This is a genomic window from Vibrio sp. 2304, from assembly GCF_033339475.1.
GTDB lineage: Bacteria > Pseudomonadota > Gammaproteobacteria > Enterobacterales > Vibrionaceae > Vibrio > Vibrio alginolyticus.
The window spans coordinates 402,247-422,866 of the sequence record NZ_JAWOUQ010000004.1; the positions used below are offsets into that span (position 1 = coordinate 402,247).

Annotated in this window: 23 protein-coding genes; 22 read left to right on the forward strand and 1 reads right to left on the reverse strand. The window is 42.0% G+C overall.

Features of this window, described 5'->3' with window-relative positions; all coding sequences use genetic code 11:
* Positions 1 to 199 precede the first annotated feature (199 nt).
* The 8 genes from R7P64_RS11235 to R7P64_RS11270 all read left to right on the forward strand — a co-directional run bounded on the left by R7P64_RS11235 (position 200) and on the right by R7P64_RS11270 (position 8,088).
* The gene (locus R7P64_RS11235) at positions 200 to 1,717 is read left to right on the forward strand and encodes a fumarate hydratase (RefSeq protein ID WP_005376905.1); all 1,518 of its coding nucleotides are present in this window, start codon (positions 200 to 202) and stop codon (positions 1,715 to 1,717) included.
* A 174-nt stretch (positions 1,718 to 1,891) separates the two neighbouring features.
* Positions 1,892 to 2,077, forward strand: a complete 186-nt coding sequence (locus R7P64_RS11240) for a hypothetical protein (protein ID WP_005376906.1) — start codon at positions 1,892 to 1,894, stop codon at positions 2,075 to 2,077.
* 255 nt (positions 2,078 to 2,332) lie between these two features.
* Positions 2,333 to 3,709: a YcjX family protein gene (locus tag R7P64_RS11245; RefSeq protein ID WP_104979480.1), complete on the forward strand. Its 1,377-nt coding sequence runs from the start codon at positions 2,333 to 2,335 to the stop codon at positions 3,707 to 3,709.
* Complete coding sequence (locus R7P64_RS11250; protein WP_005388274.1) at positions 3,706 to 4,746, forward strand: YcjF family protein; 1,041 nt, start codon at positions 3,706 to 3,708, stop codon at positions 4,744 to 4,746. Before R7P64_RS11245 ends, R7P64_RS11250 begins: the two co-directional genes overlap by 4 nt.
* Before the next feature lie 100 nt (positions 4,747 to 4,846).
* Positions 4,847 to 6,391, forward strand: coding sequence for a transcriptional regulator TyrR (tyrR, locus tag R7P64_RS11255; RefSeq protein ID WP_318123521.1), 1,545 nt, complete (start codon positions 4,847 to 4,849; stop codon positions 6,389 to 6,391).
* A 36-nt stretch (positions 6,392 to 6,427) separates the two neighbouring features.
* Positions 6,428 to 7,012, forward strand: a complete 585-nt coding sequence (rimJ, locus tag R7P64_RS11260; protein ID WP_005376916.1) for a ribosomal protein S5-alanine N-acetyltransferase — start codon at positions 6,428 to 6,430, stop codon at positions 7,010 to 7,012.
* A 1-nt stretch (position 7,013) separates the two neighbouring features.
* Positions 7,014 to 7,601, forward strand: coding sequence for an HD domain-containing protein (locus tag R7P64_RS11265; RefSeq protein ID WP_005376917.1), 588 nt, complete (start codon positions 7,014 to 7,016; stop codon positions 7,599 to 7,601).
* A gap of 13 nt (positions 7,602 to 7,614) precedes the next feature.
* Positions 7,615 to 8,088 (forward strand): DUF2947 domain-containing protein, encoded by a 474-nt coding sequence (locus tag R7P64_RS11270; RefSeq protein ID WP_064354115.1) that lies wholly within the window; start codon positions 7,615 to 7,617, stop codon positions 8,086 to 8,088.
* 43 nt (positions 8,089 to 8,131) lie between these two features.
* Here the strand turns inward: R7P64_RS11270 and R7P64_RS11275 are convergent, their stop codons facing one another.
* Positions 8,132 to 9,094, reverse strand: a complete 963-nt coding sequence (locus tag R7P64_RS11275; RefSeq protein WP_318123523.1) for an integron integrase — start codon at positions 9,092 to 9,094, stop codon at positions 8,132 to 8,134.
* 235 nt (positions 9,095 to 9,329) lie between these two features.
* On the opposite strand from R7P64_RS11275, the gene R7P64_RS11280 reads away from it, so the two are divergent.
* The 14 genes from R7P64_RS11280 to R7P64_RS11360 all read left to right on the forward strand — a co-directional run bounded on the left by R7P64_RS11280 (position 9,330) and on the right by R7P64_RS11360 (position 19,877).
* Entirely contained in the window at positions 9,330 to 9,965 is a 636-nt protein-coding gene (locus R7P64_RS11280; protein ID WP_318123524.1) for an AbiV family abortive infection protein, read from the forward strand.
* A gap of 140 nt (positions 9,966 to 10,105) precedes the next feature.
* Positions 10,106 to 10,819 (forward strand): hypothetical protein, encoded by a 714-nt coding sequence (locus tag R7P64_RS11290; RefSeq protein ID WP_140318142.1) that lies wholly within the window; start codon positions 10,106 to 10,108, stop codon positions 10,817 to 10,819.
* 166 nt (positions 10,820 to 10,985) lie between these two features.
* Complete coding sequence (locus tag R7P64_RS11295; protein ID WP_318123528.1) at positions 10,986 to 11,783, forward strand: hypothetical protein; 798 nt, start codon at positions 10,986 to 10,988, stop codon at positions 11,781 to 11,783.
* A 147-nt stretch (positions 11,784 to 11,930) separates the two neighbouring features.
* Positions 11,931 to 12,581: a hypothetical protein gene (locus R7P64_RS11300; protein WP_262598270.1), complete on the forward strand. Its 651-nt coding sequence runs from the start codon at positions 11,931 to 11,933 to the stop codon at positions 12,579 to 12,581.
* Positions 12,582 to 12,698: 117 nt separating this feature from the next.
* Entirely contained in the window at positions 12,699 to 13,388 is a 690-nt protein-coding gene (locus R7P64_RS11305; RefSeq protein WP_047726054.1) for a hypothetical protein, read from the forward strand.
* 136 nt (positions 13,389 to 13,524) lie between these two features.
* Positions 13,525 to 13,893: a VOC family protein gene (locus R7P64_RS11310; RefSeq protein ID WP_318119294.1), complete on the forward strand. Its 369-nt coding sequence runs from the start codon at positions 13,525 to 13,527 to the stop codon at positions 13,891 to 13,893.
* Positions 13,894 to 14,042: 149 nt separating this feature from the next.
* On the forward strand, positions 14,043 to 14,624 hold the full coding sequence (locus tag R7P64_RS11315) for a hypothetical protein (protein WP_318119295.1): 582 nt from the start codon (positions 14,043 to 14,045) through the stop codon (positions 14,622 to 14,624).
* Positions 14,625 to 14,762: 138 nt separating this feature from the next.
* Complete coding sequence (locus R7P64_RS11320) at positions 14,763 to 14,978, forward strand: hypothetical protein (protein ID WP_047517973.1); 216 nt, start codon at positions 14,763 to 14,765, stop codon at positions 14,976 to 14,978.
* A 275-nt stretch (positions 14,979 to 15,253) separates the two neighbouring features.
* Positions 15,254 to 15,658: a hypothetical protein gene (locus R7P64_RS11330; RefSeq protein WP_318119296.1), complete on the forward strand. Its 405-nt coding sequence runs from the start codon at positions 15,254 to 15,256 to the stop codon at positions 15,656 to 15,658.
* 695 nt (positions 15,659 to 16,353) lie between these two features.
* On the forward strand, positions 16,354 to 16,821 hold the full coding sequence (locus tag R7P64_RS11335) for a cold shock domain-containing protein (protein ID WP_038899037.1): 468 nt from the start codon (positions 16,354 to 16,356) through the stop codon (positions 16,819 to 16,821).
* A 221-nt stretch (positions 16,822 to 17,042) separates the two neighbouring features.
* Positions 17,043 to 17,957: a hypothetical protein gene (locus tag R7P64_RS11340; protein WP_213892759.1), complete on the forward strand. Its 915-nt coding sequence runs from the start codon at positions 17,043 to 17,045 to the stop codon at positions 17,955 to 17,957.
* A gap of 163 nt (positions 17,958 to 18,120) precedes the next feature.
* Entirely contained in the window at positions 18,121 to 18,603 is a 483-nt protein-coding gene (locus R7P64_RS11350) for a MazG-related protein (RefSeq protein ID WP_318119297.1), read from the forward strand.
* A 139-nt stretch (positions 18,604 to 18,742) separates the two neighbouring features.
* A complete protein-coding gene (locus R7P64_RS11355; RefSeq protein WP_318119298.1) occupies positions 18,743 to 19,168 on the forward strand; it encodes a GNAT family N-acetyltransferase in 426 nt (141 codons plus the stop codon).
* A 139-nt stretch (positions 19,169 to 19,307) separates the two neighbouring features.
* Positions 19,308 to 19,877 carry a hypothetical protein gene (locus tag R7P64_RS11360; RefSeq protein ID WP_318119299.1) on the forward strand — a complete coding sequence of 190 codons (570 nt, stop codon included), beginning with the start codon at positions 19,308 to 19,310 and terminating at the stop codon, positions 19,875 to 19,877.
* Positions 19,878 to 20,620 lie beyond the last annotated feature (743 nt).

The window sequence follows — 20,620 nt, forward strand, 5'->3', positions numbered from 1 at the left end:
ATATTCCTCTGTATAGCCAAACTCCCTCTATTCATAGGGTTTTGAGATGGTTTACAAGTAGGCAACTTCAGCATTTCGTGTGTCGATATCAGCCGTTCGACAATTGTTTATAAAAAACGAAGCTCAAAAGAGCAATAAGCTCAACAAACACGATTGAAGCTAAGCCAATAATGGAAGCATAACTATAACGAGGCATGTAATGACGGTAATACGCAAGCAGGATGTGATCAGCAGTGTCGCTGATGCGCTACAGTATATTTCTTACTACCACCCGCTAGACTTTGTTCAAGCTCTTGAAAAAGCCTATCACCGCGAAGAGAGTCAAGCCGCGAAAGACGCGATTGCTCAGATCCTAATTAACTCCCGAATGTCCGCAGAAGGTCACCGTCCAATTTGTCAGGATACTGGTATTGTGACGTGTTTCGTCAACATCGGTATGGGCGTGCAATGGGATTCGACCGACATGACGGTTCAGCAGATGGTAGATGAAGGTGTTCGACAAGCGTACACGAACCCTGATAACCCGTTGCGTGCGTCAGTACTTATGGACCCTGCTGGTAAACGTATTAATACCAAAGACAACACGCCTGCCGTCGTACATATCAACATGGTTCCGGGCGATAAAGTTGAAATTCAGATCGCTGCGAAGGGCGGCGGTAGCGAAAACAAAACTAAGATGGTGATGCTAAACCCATCTGACGATATTGCTGAGTGGGTAGAAAAAACGCTACCAACAATGGGGGCGGGCTGGTGTCCTCCTGGCATGCTTGGCATTGGTATCGGCGGTACGGCTGAAAAAGCAGCGGTATTGGCAAAAGAATCTCTAATGGAACACATCGATATTCAAGAGCTTATTGACCGTGGCCCACAAAACGCAGAAGAAGAGCTTCGTTTGGATATCTTCAATCGCGTGAACAAACTTGGTATCGGCGCGCAAGGCCTTGGCGGTTTGACGACTGTTGTCGACGTTAAAATCAAAACTGCGCCAACGCACGCGGCTTCTAAGCCTGTTTGTTTGATACCGAACTGTGCGGCGACTCGTCACGTGCACTTCACGCTTGATGGTAGCGGCCCAGCAGAGCTAACACCACCTAAACTAGAAGATTGGCCAGACATCACTTGGGAAGCGGGCGAAAATACGCGTCGCGTAAACTTAGATACAATTACTAAAGAAGAAGTACAAGAGTGGAAGACAGGCGAAACGGTTCTTCTATCAGGTAAAATTCTGACTGGTCGTGATGCTGCGCATAAACGTATTCAAGGCATGCTAGATAATGGCGAAGGTCTGCCTGAAGGCGTAGATCTCAACGGTAAGTTCATTTACTACGTAGGCCCTGTTGATGCAGTTGGTGATGAAGTCGTTGGTCCTGCTGGCCCAACAACATCAACGCGTATGGATAAATTCACCGATATGATGCTAGAAAAAACAGGCATCATGGGCATGATCGGTAAAGCTGAGCGTGGCCCTGCAACGGTTGAATCTATCAAGAATCACAAAGCGGTTTACCTAATGGCTGTCGGTGGCGCTGCGTACTTGGTGGCGAAAGCGATCAAGAAAGCTCGCGTTGTCGCATTTGAAGATTTAGGTATGGAAGCGATTTACGAATTTGAAGTTGAAGATATGCCAGTAACAGTGGCTGTCGACTCAAATGGTGTTAACGCGCACCAAATTGGTCCAGACACTTGGAAAGTGAAAATTCAAGAGATGGAAGCATAAGGCAAAGGGCAATCTTGCTGCGTCTCAGTAGAGAGAATGTGACAAGGTGCTGATTTACCTAGCAAACAATTGACAAAAGTGCAGCGAAACCTGCACTTTTTGTCTATATAATTAAGGATATAAACCTTTAGGCATAGCAATCAAACGTTATGCGAACAATAATTAGGAGACGGCATGCCTCGTTTTATTCAGATTCTACAAATTATTCTTGCTGTAGTGATAGGTGGCTTTGTTGGCTATGACTTGATTCTTCACGGTATCAGCATCTTTGATGAAAAGTACGTGACCATCACATGTGTGTTGTGGCTGATTTTAGAAATCGCTCTATTTGTTATCTATAAGTTGATCGAAGACGACTAGGCTTAAAGAAAGCGGGTTCCTGTTTAACATAGTAATCAGCGCATATAGAGTAACTAATGCTGTAGATTAAGTAAGCCTCTGAACCACTCAGGGGCTTTTCTTTTTTAACACAGCATTAAGCCGGATGTTTTGTTCATCTTTTATTAAGGTATATAAAGTTAAACTCAAAGAATTCGGGATAGAACAGTATTCATAGCTCGAAATTCGAAGTCGCTGACAACGTTGTTTTAAAGTGGAGTAAGATAAAGAAGCGTAATGAAGAGAATAAAGAAAGAAGTTAATGACTTTATCAACAGAGGTATGGACTCTAATGTTCGAATTGCTGTCACCGGACTTTCTCGTGCCGGTAAGACGGCATTCATCACGTCATTAGTGAATCAGCTTCTTCATACTGCAACCCATGACAATTTGCCTCTTTTGACTGTGGCTAGAGATAAGCGCCTTATTGGGGCGAAGCGTGAGCCTCAATCGAATATGATGGTGCCACGCTTTGCTTACGATGAGGCGATGAGTCAAATTCATGCGACTCCACCTCAGTGGCCAGTACCGACACGTGATGTGAGTGAGATTCGCTTAGCGCTCAAGTACAAACCAAATAAAACTACGAAAAAGCTGTTGAGTAAAACCGCAATTTTAAATGTTGATATTATCGACTATCCAGGAGAGTGGTTGCTCGACCTGCCTTTATTGGACATGGACTTTGCAACGTGGTCGCAAACTCAGTTTGATGCACTTAAAGGCCAGCGTGGCGATTTAGCCAAAGCTTGGCTTTCTGAACTGGAGAAAGTGGATCTCTTTGCAGAAGTGAATGAGAAACTACTTGAGAAAGTTGCACACATATACACAGAGTACCTTCATTCTTGTAAAGACGCTGGCCTTCATTGGGTTCAGCCTGGCCGCTTTGTATTACCTGGTGAGCTAGCAGGCGCGCCGGTGCTACAGTTTTTTCCGTGTCGTGCTGATTCGGAAAGCAAAGCGCCCAAGGGCAGTAACTTAGCGATGCTAGAAGCCCGTTTTCAGGAATACCAACAGAAAGTCGTGAAAGCGTTTTATAAGCATCATTTTGCGACCTTCGATCGCCAGATTGTACTGGTGGATTGTTTGCAGCCTCTCAATGCTGGTGATGAAGCGTTTTACGACATGCGCCAAGCGCTAGAACAGATCATGCATAGCTTCCGTTATGGTCGTAGTAGCTTTTTGCGTCGTTTGTTCTCACCAAAAATCGACAAAGTGTTGTTTGCTGCTACAAAAGCGGATCATATCACGCCCGATCAGCACCCAAATTTGGTGTCTCTGCTCCAACAAATGGTGCATCCAGCATGGCAAACGGCAGCCTACGAGAATATTGAGATGAGCTGCATGAGTATCGCTTCCATCCAAGCAACCACGACGGGGTTTATTTCCTCTGGAGATAAGACCATCCCGGCGTTACAAGGAACAACATTGGGTGGTGAGCCGATGACTATGTTTCCCGGAGAGGTGCCGAAAAAGCTACCAAATGCAGCTTATTGGCAAAACAACGGGTTTGATTTTACGTCGTTTCGTCCGATGCCCTCACCGAATGATGAGCCAGTGAAGCACATACGCTTAGACAAAGCACTGGATTACCTGATTGGAGATAAATTGAAATGAGTGAGTTGAAGCAAAAACAAGTTTTCTCTGAAAAGGTAATGGAAAAAGAGCAGCAATCGAATCAACCGGAGTTGACGGCGCAGCAAACATTCGGCGAAAAAGAAACATTTGTACCTGTTGAAGTTAAAGAAGCGCACCAGGAGACCGAACAGGAATTGCAACTCGAGCATGTCATTCGTCCAAAATCGGGCAGAAAATGGCTCGCGACTGGCGCATTTGCAACTTTTGCTGGTTTGGTTGGCTGGCAAGCGGTGGACTCGGTTATAACCGCAATTCAGGCTTCTGATTGGCTGGCCTTAAGCTGGACGGGGTTTATTGCTGCGATCGCTTCGCTTGGTTTAGGAGCTATGGGTAAAGAGCTTTGGAAACTGCGAAAACTACGAAATCATTTTAGTGTTCAAGAAGAAGCAGAAGCACTTGTTAATAGTGAGAGCGTTGGGAAAGGGAAAGCCTTTTGCGAAACCGTAGCAGAACAAAGTGGTGTGATGGCAGAGAATCCGGGCTTTGATCGTTGGCAGAACAGTATTAACCCTGCTCATAGTGACGCTGAAATTCTTGATATGTATGACTCGATGGTGGTGAGCCAACAAGACAAGTTGGCAACGAAAATCGTATCACAGCACGCAACCGAGTGTGCGGCCCTAGTCGCCGTGAGCCCTCTGGCTGCCGCTGATATGTTGCTGGTGGCTTGGCGAAATTTCAAAATGATCGACAACCTCTCCAAGGTATATGGGGTAGAGCTAGGTTATGCATCTCGCATCAAGTTACTAAGAGCGGTATTTGTCAATATGGCGGCGGCTGGTGCCAGTGAGCTCGCTATTGATGCCAGTATGGATTTGATGTCGATGGATCTTGCTGGCAAAGTTTCCGCTCGTGCGGGGCAGGGACTAGGTGTTGGTATTCTAACGGCACGTTTGGGCTTGAAAGCGATGACCTTATTGCGTCCACTACCCTGGTATCCTGACCGTCAGGTTAAGTTGGGCACCATACGCAAGGCAGTGGCGGCGAAAGTTGCATCAATTACGATGAAACCGTAACGAATATCAACTTTGATGGATAGGATTGCTTGACGCCATTCCAAGCATGATAGAAACTACTGTCAACTTTTCCTGACAGTTGTGAATTGGGATATTTTAAGTGCGTCTTGAAGTCTTATGTGAAGATCGACTCGGCTTGACCCGAGAACTGCTCGATATTTTAGCGTCTAAAAGCATCGACTTGCGTGGTATCGAAATCGATATTAGCGGTATTATCTATTTGAATTGCCCGGATATTGATTTTGATACGTTTAGTGAGCTGATGGCTGAAATCCGCCGTATTCCGGGGGTGAAAGACGTACGTAAAATCCAGTTTATGCCGATGGAGCGCCACAATACGGAGCTGCTCTCGTTAGTTGATAACTTGCCCGATCCGGTTTTTGCCATTGATCTTAAAGGTGCCGTAGACATGGCAAACATGTCTGCACTTTCATTGCTTGGCCTTCACAAGCAAGAAGTGATTGGTACTCAAATCGGTGCTTTGTTACCAAGTGTTCGTTTCTCTCGTTGGTCTGAAGGTGTTAATGGTCGAACGCGGGAAAACCTTGTGATTGATGGCTTGGACTATGTTCTAGAGTTGATGCCCGTTTATATCCGAGACGAAGCGCAAAACTCGACTCTAGCGAGTACTCTAATGACGATTCGCTCTAGTCAGCAAGTTACCAGAATTGAAGAAGCACTACCGCTGCATAATCCTCTGGGTTTTGAGCACTTTGTTGGTATATCGAACCGTCATAAAGCACTAATGAACCAAGCTAAGAAGCTGTCTGTGCTTGACCAACCATTGTTGATTGAGGGCGAAACGGGGACTGGTAAAGAAATGCTTGCTAAAGCTTGCCACAGCCGTTCTAGCCGCGCGAGCAAGCCATTCCTAGTTTTGAGTTGTGCTTCGATGCCTGACGATGTAGCAGAAACTGAACTTTTTGGTCATGCGCCGGGTTCATTCAATCATGAACAGGGCCACAAAGGCATCTTTGAGCAAGCAAATGGCGGGACGGTATTTCTTGATGAAATCGGTGAAATGAGCTCGCATCTTCAAATCAAGCTGTTACGTTTTCTACAAGATGGTAATTTCCGTCGTGTCGGTGCAGAAGATGAGATGCATGTCGATGTTCGTATCATCGCTTCAACAAAACATAACCTTGCCGAGCTTTCTGAAGCAGGAATGTTCCGTGAAGATTTGTATTATCGTCTCAACGTACTTACGCTCAGCATTCCTCCGTTACGCAAGCGCTCAAACGACGTTGCACCATTGCTTGAGTTGTTTGTGTCGAAACATGCTCAACAGCTTGGGATTGATAAGCCAGAGTTTGATGATGGTCTAGTTGATGCCCTTGCAAATTATCAGTGGCCAGGAAACATGCGCCAGCTGGATAACATGGTTCTTCGAGCGCTCACAGAAATGGATGGTGGTATACTAAACGCGGAGCACTTCAATTTACCTCAGCCTCAATCAGTCGGCGCTGGTAGTGCGACGCTTAACATCGATGGTTCATTGGATGAGATCATGCGTGACTATGAATCTCAGGTTCTGGAGCGTTTGTATCAGTCATTCCCATCAAGCCGCAAGCTTGCTAAGCGCTTAAATGTATCGCATACCTCAATCGCTAATAAACTGCGTGATTACGGTATCCGCAAGAATTAATCGAATTGAACGAAAAGACGGAATTAATCATTTGTAATGGAAGATAACAGCTCATCTATTGCCGTTCATAAGTTGGACGGTGACTTGCTTCTTCGTACCGCTGAAATCGGTGACGCAGATATGATTGCCGAATATTTTCAAGCGAACCGAGAATACCTGAAACCGTTTGAACCGAAACGTGAAGAAGCTTTTTTCTCAGTGAACGGTTGGTTGCAAAAGCTTATCAAGCTCAATGAGCTGCATCGAATGGGGTTGGGGTATTATTGCCTCTTGGTCAGAGCCTCTTCGGGTGAAATGCTAGGTACGATATCCTTTAGTAGTTTGAGTCGCTTCCCTTTTTATTCTTGTAACGTCGGATATTCTCTCGCTGAAAAAGCGCAAGGGCATGGTTATATGCGTCGTGGATTAACCATGGCTTGCGACTACATGTTTAATGTTCAGAAACTGCATCGTATTCAAGCTGGCTACATGCCTCACAATAAACGCAGTGAAGCTGTGCTAGAGCATGTAGGTTTCAACCGAGAAGGGTATGCAAAAGATTACCTTTTGATTAATGGTGAGTGGCAAGACCACGTTCTAACGTCGCTTATTAATCCGAATTGGCAGCCAGAAGGGCGATAGTATGGAACGATTGGAAAAGCAGTTAGCACTTGTAATCGAGCTCGATAAACTCAAAAGCATTTTGCGCCGAACTCGAGTTAAAAGTGCTGAAGGGCGCCTCGAAAATAGTGGTGAGCATAGTTGGCATGTCGCACTGATGGCAATATTGATGGAAGAGCATGCGAATGCACCTGTTGATATTTGCCGAGTGATGAAAATGTTATTGATACATGACGTAGTAGAGATCGACGCGGGCGATACCTTTGTTTATGATACTGCTGCGTCTCAAGAGCAAGCAGAAAAAGAAATTAGAGCTGCAGAGCGCTTGTTTGGTATGTTACCCAGCGATCAGGAGCAAGAGCTATTGGCGCTTTGGCATGAATTTGAAGCCGCGCAGACCGATGATGCTAAGTATGCAAAAGCACTCGATCGGTTAATTCCAATGCTCTTGAACTACCATAATAATGGTCAGAGTTGGAAGGAACATGGTGTCTCACGCGAACAAGCACTTACCATTAATAAACGAATTGAATTTGGCTCTGTTACCTTATGGGACAAAGCGAAAGAGTTGATTGAAGAAGCCACAGAGAAAGGTTGGCTGAAATCGTAATAAAGGAGACTGAATGTCTTATTTGCCTTTGGATGAATACCAAAGAAAATGGATTTTTACGCATCAGTCGATGCCTGTGCCAGAAGAAGATTTGGCTTTTATTAAGCCGATGAGCCAAGCCCGTTCAGCACAATTTTGGAAAGAAAATATCAGTGCTCAAAGCCCTGATATGGATAGACTTAGTTCCCAAGACTGGCCAATGAATGAGGCGAATTGGTCTGAAACTGTGGATTGGATGGCTGCCTGGGAGTCGGATGATCCTGACATGCTAGCGGAAGTTGAGGCACATATCGATTGGCAAGACGATGTGACCGTTTACTTTTGCTACGAGAAGTACAATGTCATCGAAACGAAATGGTCTATTTTTAAAAAGCACTGGAAGAACTTTCTCTTTTATGACGATGGTCCGATACTAATAGGACGTCGCCGTTCGCAAGCACTTTGGTTTGATTCAAAAGGCAATGTGAAACTCGGTGTTCGTCAATAACGAGTTATAAAGCAAAGCCACCTTTCGAGGTGGCTTTGTTTTTCTAAAGGCTGGATAATGGACTCAACACACCGCCAGCCCCGCGCTCGATAACGTGAGTATAGATTTGCGTGGTTTTTACATCAGTATGCCCTAATTGTTCCTGAACAGTTCTAATGTCTGCGCCAGATTCCAATAAGTGCGTGGCAAAACTGTGTCTTAGTGTGTGGCAAGTTACAGTTTTCTCAATGCTTGCGTCGCTTGCCGCGCGCTTTACTGCTCTTTGTATTGCGCTTTCATTGATATGATGCCTTCTGAGTTCACCAGTGTCTCGATCTGCGCTTAACTTTGTTGATGGAAACAAAAAGTGCCAGTTAAAATCTAGCTCCGCTTTTGGGTATTTACGTCGTAAACCTTCAGAGATGTATACGCCCGCATAACCAGGCATGTGCCTATCTTTAAAATAATAGTTTCTCGCTAAATTAACTTGAGCTTTGAGTGGTTCATGCAGTTCTTTGGCTAATGTGACTGTACGATTTTTACCTCCTTTTCCTTGCCAAACGCGAACTGCACCATAATCATAATCGATGTCTTGAACTCTTAAGCGTAAACATTCCATAACTCGAAGCCCGGAGCCGTAAAGCAGCTGAATATGGAGTCTATACCTCGGGTCGATATGCTGAACGAATCTTCGGATCTCTTCCCAGGTTAACACAACGGGAAGTTTCTTTTCGGTCAAAGATTTCTGAAATCTCATATCAAGTGATAGTGGGGTTTTGAAATAATCACGATATAAAAATGATATTGAGTTCAGCGCCAAAGCTTGCGTTTTTACCGCAACTTTTTCTTCTACCGCTAAGTAACTCAGAAATTGAATGACATCATCTTCTGCTAGTGTTGATGGGTGTGCAAGCTGGTGAAAAGTGATAAAGCGTTTTATCCAAAATAGATAACTTTCGATAGTTTTATTCGCATAATGACGAGTAAGCATGTGCTCTTTTACATTAAGTAAAAACTGACTTTTCATGATAAATTAACCTGTTTATTTATACAGCTCCGTTAATGTATCACCACTTTTTAAATTAGCGTGCTGTGCGCCGCCTAATTGCGCGCGCTACCACACATATTCATACTGTTTTTCTATTTGTTTCATATATATAAGTGCTACGATTGATAGCGCTTTTGATAAGAAAGAAGGCGGTAGCCTGCCAGAAAAACGGCAAATTGCCGTATAGAAAGCGTTAAATTCACGGAGGCAGAAAATGTCGCTAAATATCAATCAAATTGATGAGTACATGACAGCGTTAGTAACTAACGCAAGAGGGCTTATCCGAGAATCAGAGCTACTTTTTAAGAAAAAGGCGTATGCACGATCTTACACATTGTCTCATATAGCGAGAGAAGAATTAGCAAAATGCCAAATTCTATACGGAGCTGGTCGTAGATTGATTGCTGGGATTGACGTTGATTGGAAACAAACTATGAAACGTCTCAGAGATCATAAATCCAAATTGAACCAAGAAACCATAAACAATGCAGCATTGTGTTTTATTGGTGGAAATGAGCAGGTTTACAATGATGCAATGCAGTCAGTAAAGGCATCTTCAGACTTACGTAATGACTACAAAAACGATTCGTTATATGTAGGAGTGTCCACAGATGGCAGCATTTTGTGCCCAAACAATGTAATAGATCAGGCAAGGGCTCAACGCAATTTAGAATTAGCCCGTTTTGCGCTTACGGAAGAAGTTAACTTTCAAAGCAAGGTTGGGAAAATATCTAAAATGGATCCCAACAAATTGCCAGACATTTCTAAAGTGGATTCAATGACAAACGTCGAGTACAAAGCGGTACTAGAGCAGTTCGCTGATACTTTCCGGAACACGTCTAAAAAATGAATTTAACAAACTGTTTAAGAGTGATTCGCAACGCGTGGCATTTTTACTATGCGTTGTGTTTGGTGTTTAAGGTGGTATGCGGGAGCTTCAGTATTGCGTTGCTCACACCTTAACAGAGCGTTAGCTGAAACGGGGACATTATGATATTTACAAGTTCACAAAATGATGGTGAGCACGGAATTATCTATGATCGTGAATTAACGGGCTATTCCTATAAAGGAACACCAGTTGAATTATGGCTTAGCAGATATTCTGGATATGATACGTTTGATGAATATAGTGCTCAGATTGTTACTTGCGATGACAAATGTGAAGAACTAGCTGCAAGTGGTGATAGAAAGAGTCTTTATGCTGTCCTAAATTGGGCAAGAAAAACTCTAGATGGTCAACCTCACGTATTTGGGGAAACGGATTTAAGGCATAAAAAAGCATTGGCAGCAATTCACGGTGAAGGGGCAGAGCTATATATAGCGGGCTACCTTATGCTCGAGTTTGGTTATGTTGTTTCGCTAGCTAGTCCAAACATGCCTGGTTATGATCTGCTTGTCGTAAATCCCATTAATGGTAAGAGTTGTAAACTTCAAGTGAAATTTAGAACAAGTCATAACTCAACGTTTAAAATGAATGGATATGATTTCGACTTCCTCGTTGTAGTTGATAAACCTAAGCATACACACGTTACGGTTGATGCAGCTGACGGTAGTCAGGAGTTTCGAGCTGTTGCTAAGTTCAATACTTGGATAGTCAACCAAGGCACTGTGAAAAGTAATTGTGAGACTTTTGGTTATTTAAAGAATCCTCGAAAACAATCCTACTTTCATAACTGGCAGGAAGTTGTTGGTTTTCTCTCTTGATCGCTGAACTAGAATTTCAGCTAACAAACTGTTTAAGAGTGATTCGCAACGCGTGTCATTTTTACGATGCGTTGTGTTTAGTGATTAAGGTGGTATGCGGTAGCTTCAGTATTACGTTGCTCACACCTTAACAGGGCGTTATACGTTTTTTGAATAACGAGGAAAAATGAATAAAATATCGCTATTAGAAAATGCATACTCATTTCTAAACGAAGCTATTTTAAATCACAGGCGTAGTAAACGAGATCACCGCTGTGCGGCATTTGGTATTTTACATCTGATTCAATGCCTAGAGCTGATGATGAAGCACGTTTTGAGAAATGAACATCCAGTTTTGATTTATGAGAACGTTGATAATCCATCGAATACTGTTTCACTAAAACAATGCCTTACCAGATTGAAAAGTATTGCAAATATAAATATTGATGAAAAAGAAGAAAAAGTTATTAAGCGTGCTGTAGCGCAAAGGAATAAAATTGTTCACTTTGAATATGAGTTCAACCCATTTCATCAACATTCTGTTTTTGTCGAACTCTTCGAGTTTGTACATTACTTCCATGAAAAACATATCGGACTTGAACTACATGAGTTTATCGATGAGAAGCTCTGGCGAACAGAAGCAGAACTTTTATCGGAATTTAATAGCGAGTTTGTTATGTATAAGGGTAGGAAGCTACCAAATACTCTTCCATTGGAAATTGTAGTTGCGCAGAAATACAAAACTATTCGGACAAAGGCTAGTGGAGAATACAAGTATTATGCTCGTGAGCCATATGATGCTCTTTATTCTGAAGAGTGCCCAGACTGTGGCGTAGCTGCGGGAGAATATCATGTTGGTTACTGTGATATAGAAAGGTGTACTTGCTGTGGTCAGCAGCTACTGATGTGCCTTGTCTCTGACAAACGATGTAACGCAGAATACTGGATCCCAAGGAAAAAGGATGTCATCGAACCAAACGTATAACAAGCAATTTAAGAGGGATTCACAACGCTCGGCATTTTTGGTTCTACTTCAAATTTAGTGTTTATGGCACAATGTGTTAGGTTTGGGTGGAGGCGTTGTTCACCCCTTAATTGGGCGTTATGCAATATTATAATTTGGAGAAAAATAATGAGTGGAGCTGAGGTAGTAGGATTAGTAGCTTCTATTGTATCTTTAATCATAGGTGGGTTTGCAATTTGGTTGTCTGTGACGTTCTATAAAATGTCCACTAAAAGTTCCAAAGACTTAGAGCAAGCTTCTGCTAACATAGACTCTACAGTAAATAGGCTTGAAGTCTTATTCGATAAGCTTTATGCAGATACATTTAGCATGATGAAAGACACAGTAACAGATATGCGAAATCATGTTTGGAAGACGGCATCTACAGAAAGCTTGGATAGTCGGACAGAATTAGATGAAAGTTTTGTTCAACTCAAAGCTGAGTTAAACCAGCAAATAGAACAGTTGATTCTTAGTCAGGGCAAGGCGAACGAAAAAGTAGATAGTTTTGCTAAACAAGTAGAAGCTCTAGTTAGTGATACAATAGACAAATCAGCAATGAAAAAAGCGACAAAATCAGCTTTAGAGAAAGCCGACTTAGTTGTATCTGTATTAAAGCAACATGGTGGCCTCAATGAAGAACAACTTCAAAAGCTAACAGGTCTTTCTGAACTGGATTTGACTCACATCATATTTGAGCTGGGTGCTAAGAAAATAATTGAATGGGAAGAGGGACCAAGTAAATATAGTACTAGTTCAATCTTCACTGTCACAAAATAATGCATAACAAAGCATTTAAGAGTGATTCGCAACGCTTGGCAGTTTCGCTTCGCTCAAGTATAGCCAAGCGTCGCTCACACCTTAATGCGGCGTTAGGCATTAAATGGAGTTCGGTATATGCCAATAGATAAAATGACAATTCTTTATTTGGTGATAGCTTTTCTTTTTGGGTTACTGGTTAAGTCTTTTTTACCAAACTACGTTAAGAAGAAAGCTGAAAATTTGGCTACAAAAGAAGATATTAAGAATATCACTGAAAAGATTGAATTAGTAAAATCACAAGTTGAAATAAACACTGATGCCCATAAATCATATGTTAGTGAAAGGAAGTCAGCTTTGTTAAGGTTTTATGATGAAATATCGTCCTTTCATTATGAGCTAATGGCGGTGAATTTTGGAGATTTTCCTATGGATGGTGGTCAGTCTCTCTATGACTATCAAACTAACTATTACAAAGCCGTAGCTGAGATCCTAAAGTCATACCAACGCTTGGTGATTTATCTACCAAATGATTCAGCACTACTCCAACAAGCTAACGCATTGACAAATAACGTCATTGATTCTAGAAAAGTGCTCAAAGATAACTTTGGCTCTATTAAAGCTACAAGTATCAAAGAACAACAAGCATACGCCAGCATCCAAATTGATGGTAAGGAGCCCTATACTCAAGCTGTTAATGAGGCTGATATAGCAAATAACCATTATTGGTCGTTAATGAGACCGTTGGCTGAATCATACAGAGAGCTATATCAGAGTTATTTATCAAGCCTAAACAGTTTTCTGAAAGCGTCACAAATTAATGCCTAACAAACTGTTTAAGAGTGATTCGCAACGCGTGGCATTTTTACTATGCGTTGCGCTTAGTGTTTAAGGTGGTATGCGGGGGATTCGGTATTGCGTTGCTCACACCTTAACAGGGCGTTAGGGCGCAAGGAGTAAAACGATGATTCATCACATAGATCATATTGTTCTCACAGTCTCCGACATAGAAAAATCAGTGGACTTTTATAAACGGGTTTTGTGCATGGAAGAAGTAACTTTTGCCAATGGCCGTAAGGCTGTAACGTTCGGAAATCAAAAGATTAACTTTCAGCTTCTTGGCCAAGAACCGCGAAATGTAGCTAATGTTGGTTCAGGTGATGTTTGCTTAATTTCAGATTGGCCGTTGACATCAGTGGTAAACCATTTAGTCAAAGAAAATGTCAAAATCATTGAGGGTCCAGTTGAAAAATCAGGAGCTGTTGGCGCAATCCAATCGGTCTATTTTTTGGATCTTGATCAAAACTTAATAGAAGTCAGCGTGTATCAATAGGCTCTACGCCCTAACAAACTGTTCAAGAGGGATTCGCAACGCGTGGCATTTTTACTATGCGGTTGGTTTTAGTGATTATGGTGGTTTGCGGCGGCTTAGGTATTGCGTTGCTCACCCCTTAACAGGGCGTTATGTTCTAGGAGATGTACATGGATAATACTAGAGAATTTTGGCTTAAAGAACTTGAGCAAGCAAAACAGTCCGGGAATCAACAGCAAGTTGATAACTACAATTATCTTTTGTCGACGTACACTGATTCGTATTTTGACAACCTTACGCAGTTTTTTGACAAATTACCTAATGATGGTGACTTAATGCTGCTCGTTCTGAAAGGTCATTTACTCGTTGAGCAGCAAATTCGTAGCTACGTAAACAATCACTTCCCAAATCAAAAGGCACTCAAAGGAGTGTTTAAAGAAACATCTACAGTGATCAGCCTCGGTCGTGCGTACTGTGATGATAACTGTGAAGAGATGATGCAATTGTGGGATTGTTTTGCGAAGTTGAACAATATTCGAAATCATATGGCACACAATATCAACCATACTGGTTTAGAGCACAAAATAGAGGACTTCTTAGTCAAGTCTCAAAGATTTGTGTCTTTTTTACCGGATAGCGACAGTGTTTTCGATCGTATGCACAGCGCCATCAATGCTATTTACCAAAAAGCGTTATATCTTGCGACAGTACAAGAAAAGCAATATCAACACTTCGTTGAGTCACGAACATAACAAACTGTTTAAGAGTGATTCGCAACGCGTGGCATTTGTATCATGCGTTGGTTTTAGTGTTTAAGGTGGTATGCGGGAGCTTCGGTATTGCATTGCTCACACCTTAACAGGGCGTTATGTGTGTTGAGGAATTCCACCATGAAGTTAGAGAATAAACCCAAGTTTCCAATTTCAGTTACTTTTCTGGAAGATGGGGAAGTATGGGTACTTGATAATATTAACGAGCTTGGTTCAAACCTTGAGTGGTTCGACTCAAGTGACCCAGAAGAGGAAGCTTTGGTAAAGGATGCTGAGAATCGAGACGTTGTTCTTGTTGTAGAAAAACTTGAAGTGAAAGAGTTTAAGCTTGCTTAAAGCTGAATTATACAAGCTCCGATCGTCTTACAATAATGCAGGTAGTAGAGTCTGATAAACTAAAAGCCTTTAGCATTCGCGTTACCAAAGACCGGAATGGCAAGCGAAAATAACACACATAACAAACTGTTCAAGAGGGATTCGCAACGCGTGGCATTTTCACTATGCGTTGGTTTTGGTGTTTAAGGTGGTCTGCGGCGGGTTCGGTATTGCGTTGCTCACCCCTTAACAGGGCGTTATGTGTTTAGTCAAAATATGAAGAATAAGGTTTTTTCATGGTTAAAGTGGTATTGGTTTTAATTTTAGTTCTTCTAGTTTGGCTTGTTAGTCCTGTGATTTTAAATGATGGAATTTTTCCTCTATTAGATATCGATTCTTCTGACTCAAGTGGCCTATATACTGCGGTTGCTGCTCTCTTTTCTGCTCTAGCGTTTGCTGCATTATTAGTAACAGTTTGGTTTCAAAAACAGCAGCTCGACATTCAAAAAGCTGAACTCGAAAAAGCAAAAGAAGACAGTGAGAAGAATATTCAAATTGCTGCTTATACAGCGTTGTTAACCTACTATGCTAAGGGTTCCTACAATCCAGATGTTTGCGAGTTGACTCCTATGGATATAGCCAAAAAATTGAATAAGCTTCTTGGAAACCCTGACAGGTTAGAAGACGAAAAAAACACATAACAAGCAATTTAAGAGGGATTCACAACGCTTGGCATTTTTGCTTCTACTTCAAATTTAGTGTTTATGGCAAAATGCTTTAGGTTGGGTGGAGGCGTTGTTCACCCCTTAATTGGGCGTTAGTACGGGTTTGACATAAAAGGTCATAAGTTTTGGTGTTTATCTGTTTTGGTGCTCGTCTTTACACCTTTCAGTTAGTGCCTCTCACGTTCTTTCCGGTGGCACTATATGCATTGTGCTTGCTTTGACTTCACCGTTTACGGTTTCTAACTCTTACCCTATTTCTTTGGCGCTTCTTCTCTTTCGTGGTTTTTACTACGTCAGAATTGTCTTTCTTTGGTGCTGCCGTTAGAGTGCGAGGACCGAATCATTTTCTAATTTGAAGCCTGTGAAAGTAGAGCAGGTCAGTGCATTTTTCTTCTAGCCAACTCTCGTCTCTTAATCGAGTTTAAGTTTTGTAACTGCCCGTCTCACTTCAGTGTTCAAAGCCTTTCATATCATGCCACTTTTCAATATCTTGGAGCGCATAAATAGAAGTAGCGCATGTACTAACAAATTGCTTAAGAGTGATTCGTAACGCGTGGCATTTTTACTTTGCGGTGGCTTATGGTGATTAAGGCGCTGTGCGGTAGCTTTTGTATTGCGTTACTCACACCTTAGCAAGGCGTTATGCCGCTATATGAAAAACGGGAGAGGACATGAAAGGGGAAATTGTTCGCTGGGTTGATGAGCGCGGTTTTGGGTTCATAAATTCCAATGAACTGGATGGTGACATTTTTGTTCATGTATCCAAGTTCAAAAAAGGATACCGACGCCCTCGAATAGGGGACCAAGTAGAGTTTCAACTGGCAAGTGTTCAGCCTAAGTTAAGTGCGGAAAGTGCTCAGTTAGTCGGTGTCAAACCACAGAAAAGCAATTCTTTTTCAGTTGTATTATCAGCAGTTATCGTCGGTCTAATAGGCGCAGCCTTATATCTGTTTTATATAGAGCCTAAGCTAAACCCTGCATATGAAAATATGGGGTTTAGTTGCCAAGGTAAGACCTACTGTAGCGAAATGGCATCTTGTGACGAAGCAAAGTTTTATTTATCAAATTGTCCAAATGTTAAAATAGATGGCGACAATGATGGTACTCCTTGCGAGAGTCAGTTATGTGGTAGTTGGTAGGATCGGCATAACAAACTGTTTAAGAGTGATTCGCAACGCGTGGCATTTTTACTATGCGTTGGTTTTAGTGATTAAGGTGGTATGCGGCGGCTTTTGTATTGCGTTGCTCACACCTTAACAGGGCGTTATACGTAATCGCAAGTCTCAATAATTGTTATTTTTAATTCAACAAGTTGCTTATTGGTGGTAAGTTCTAATAACTTTAGTTTATGAGTGATGTTGTGATGGGCAACTATAGTATTACTTATGCGATTTATAACCCTAAATGGACTTACGGGATAGACGAAAGGCTCTTAAAAATAGGAGCTTCTGAAGTTACACCTGAAGAATACGAACAATACATGCATGGTTCCATCTTTTGCCCCAAGTGCTTTACTCCTTTATCTAGAAACCCTTCGAAAAAGAACGTGTCTAAAAATGCTAAAACAGCACACTTCCGACACCTCCCAAGCTTTAAGCACATTCCATGCGCGTATCACACTACTCAGCAAGATGGCTTTAATTATGTCAATGACGAATTGACAAGTGAGACAGAGGAAGATGGTCAGTTCAAACGCGTTAAAGAATGGGCAAAACTACCTCCTGAAGAGTATATGAAAGGTGATAAAAAAATCACTTATAATGGCATTAATCACGACCCAGAAGGTGAAATAACCGAAGAGGCGATCCCTCGCCACAATGGAAATAAGGTAAAGGTAGGTTCAAACATAGAAACAGTGCAATATATTTGCTGGAACTTAGATTCTTTGTTGAATGTCGGTTTTTCTTTGCCAGGCAAACAAGTTACCTTGCCGTTAAAGGACTTGCTGTACAATACGCAAATGTTGCGCAGAGATATCAGCGAGGAGCCGCAGCTCTTTTACGGTAAAATGAAAGGTTTTCACTACCAAACCTTTAGTAATCGTACAAAAATACAATGTCATGGTAGCAAGTTCATGTACATCTATACAAAAAATGAACTTGATGAACGTCGAAGTTTTGGTGCTGATAGTATAGGGCGTTACGTAATGTTTTTCGGCTCAGTTAAATGGGACGAAAGCAAAAAACCATATGTAATGTTAGATGAATGGGGCTCCTATGCTGTTGTACCGAGAAAGTTAGAGCCTTATCTAGAGAAAGTAACAAGCCACGTATAAAGATTACGTATAACAAACTGTTTAAGAGTGATTCGCAACGCGTGGCATTTTTACTATGCGTTGCGTTTAGTGTTTAAGGTGGTATGCGGCAGCATCGGTATTGCGTTGCTCACACCTTAACAGGGCGTTATGGCGCAGGGAAAAATTCAGCTAAGGGCACTAGATGAGTGATAAAGTTAAAGTAGCCTTGCAGTGGCTCAAAGAAACCTTGAATGCAGAGGATGTGGAGTATCAAATAGTCGGTGGCTTAGCGGCAACTATTCATGGTGGAAGTCGGGAAATCGCAGATATAGATCTTTATATTCGAAACTCAGATGCAGACAAAGTGTTAGCGCTCGTAGCTAAATACATATCCAAGCCGTTAACTCATTATGCCGAATACGGTTGGGATCTAGAGTATTTCCAGTTGGTTTACCAAAATCAAAAAATTGAAATCGGTTTATCTGAATATACGAAGATACAATCACATCAAGATGGCTCTTGGCACCAGCTTGAAATTTGCTTCTCAGAATCAGTTATTAAAAATTATCAAGGTATCGATCTACCAGTGATCCCAGTACATCGTTTAGTCGAATACAAGCGTATATTGGGCAGGAAAGTAGACCAAATTGACATACAAGAGCTAACGTTGAGTGCAGCGCCATAACAAAGCGTTTAAGACGGATTCACAACGCTTGGCATTCTCAGTTTGATTCGGCGTAAGTGTTTACGGCACAATGGTTTAGGTTAGGTGGTCGCGTTGTTCACCACTTAACGCGGCGTTATGAACTAGAAGGAAATTGTGAATGGAACAGTGTGTGGTAAGGGAGGCTATTGATAGCGATGCTCAAAGCATTAACAATGTATCTCAATACCTTGGTTATGCTGTTTTGTCCGACTCGGTGGCTTCAAAAAAATTGTCTGAACTCATCGAGTCTGAAAGCGATAAAGTATATGTAGCTGAGTTTGCGGGTAAAATTGTAGGTTGGGTTCATTTATATTTTGTCCGCCGCTTAGCATCAGACAATTACTTTGAAGTAGGTGGCTTGGTTGTACATCCAGATTACCGAAGGAAGGGCATCGGTAAGCTACTAATACAAAGTGCAGTGTCAGAGCAGCAGGGTAGAATACGGGTTCGTAGTAACCAACTTAGAGTAGAAGCGCACAAGTTTTACGAGCAACTAGGGTTTCACGGCAACAAGGTGCAGCGCGTGTTTGAAATCCGTTCATAACAAACAATTTAAGAGTGATTCAGCACGCTTGGCATTTTTGGTTTGGGTCTAGTTTAGTGTTTACGGTGTACTAGCTGAGTGCCGTGGTTGCGTGCTTCACACCTTAATTGGGCGTTATGTATTTTTGAGGAAACGTACATTGGATGTATTCAAGCAATTAAAAGAAGAAGTAAATCTCATCCATTTTAGATGGATTACTTATAGGCAAATCTATGCGCAAGGTCCAGAAGTTATTGAGCTACTAAATAGCAACGGAGGGTACTTTTTCTACATCACTCAACATTTATATTTGGATAATGTGTCTCTCGCATTTTCTAAGCTTACTGACCCTAATCGGCAATGTGGAAATGAAAATCTAAGTTTAAAGCAGTTAATAGTTATTGCGAATGACAGAAAAGACGTAGAGTTGGCGCAAGCATTAAAAGCTAAGTTTCAAGAGCTTTTTGATGCATGCCAAAAATTTAGAGTGCATCGCAACAAGCGAATAGCACACGCTGATTTAGCTCATGCCACAGGTAGCGCAGAAGAGCCGTTGCCTGGTATATCACGACAGTACGTAGAAGATGCTTTAACGTTGCTAAGAGACTTTATGAATGCTTATGAGCTGGGAACTAGCAATAGTCAAACAGGGTATCAGCATATACTTCTCAAGCCAGACTACGTTGGTGGTGTTCTTATTAAGGCTTTGGAGAAAGCAAAAAATACATAACAAGGCGTTTAAGACGGATTCACAACGCTTGGCGATTTCAATTCCAGTCAGGTTAAGTGTTTAAGGTACAATGGTTTAGGTTTGGTGGTTGCGTTGCTCACCACTTAACGCGGCGTTAGTACGGGTTTGACATCAAAGGTCATAAGTTTTGGTGTTTATCTGTTTTGGCGCTCGTCTTTACACCTTTCAGTTAGTGCCTCTCACGTTCTTTCCGGTGGCACTATATGCGGAGTTTTCGCTTTGACTTCACCGTTTACGGTTTCTAACTTTCGGGCTATTTCTTTGGTGTGGTTTCTTTGATGCTGGTAAATTTTCATCAACACTGAGTTTCTTTGGCGCTGTCGTTTAGTTCTAAAGCCCGTCTTTTTTGCTAATTTGAAAACGGCGGCAATAGGGCAGTTAAGCAAGTTTTTCTTCTAGCCAGCTTACGTTTTGAGATTGAGTTCTAGTTTGGCAGTTGTCCCTTTGGCTTCAGAGTTTTAAGCCAAAAGTTTCGTGTTATATTTCAATATCTTGGCGTGTGACAAAGGCTTTAAGGCAGCGTACTAACAAACAATTCAAGAGGGATTCGTAACGCGTGGCATTTTTACTATGCGTTAATTTTAGTGATTAAGGTGGTTTACGGCGGCTTTTGTATTGCGTTACTCACCCCTTAATTGGGCGTTAGTACGGGTTTGACACCAAAGGTCACAAGTTCTGGTGTTTATCTGTTTTGGCGCTCGAATTTACACCTTTCAGTTAGT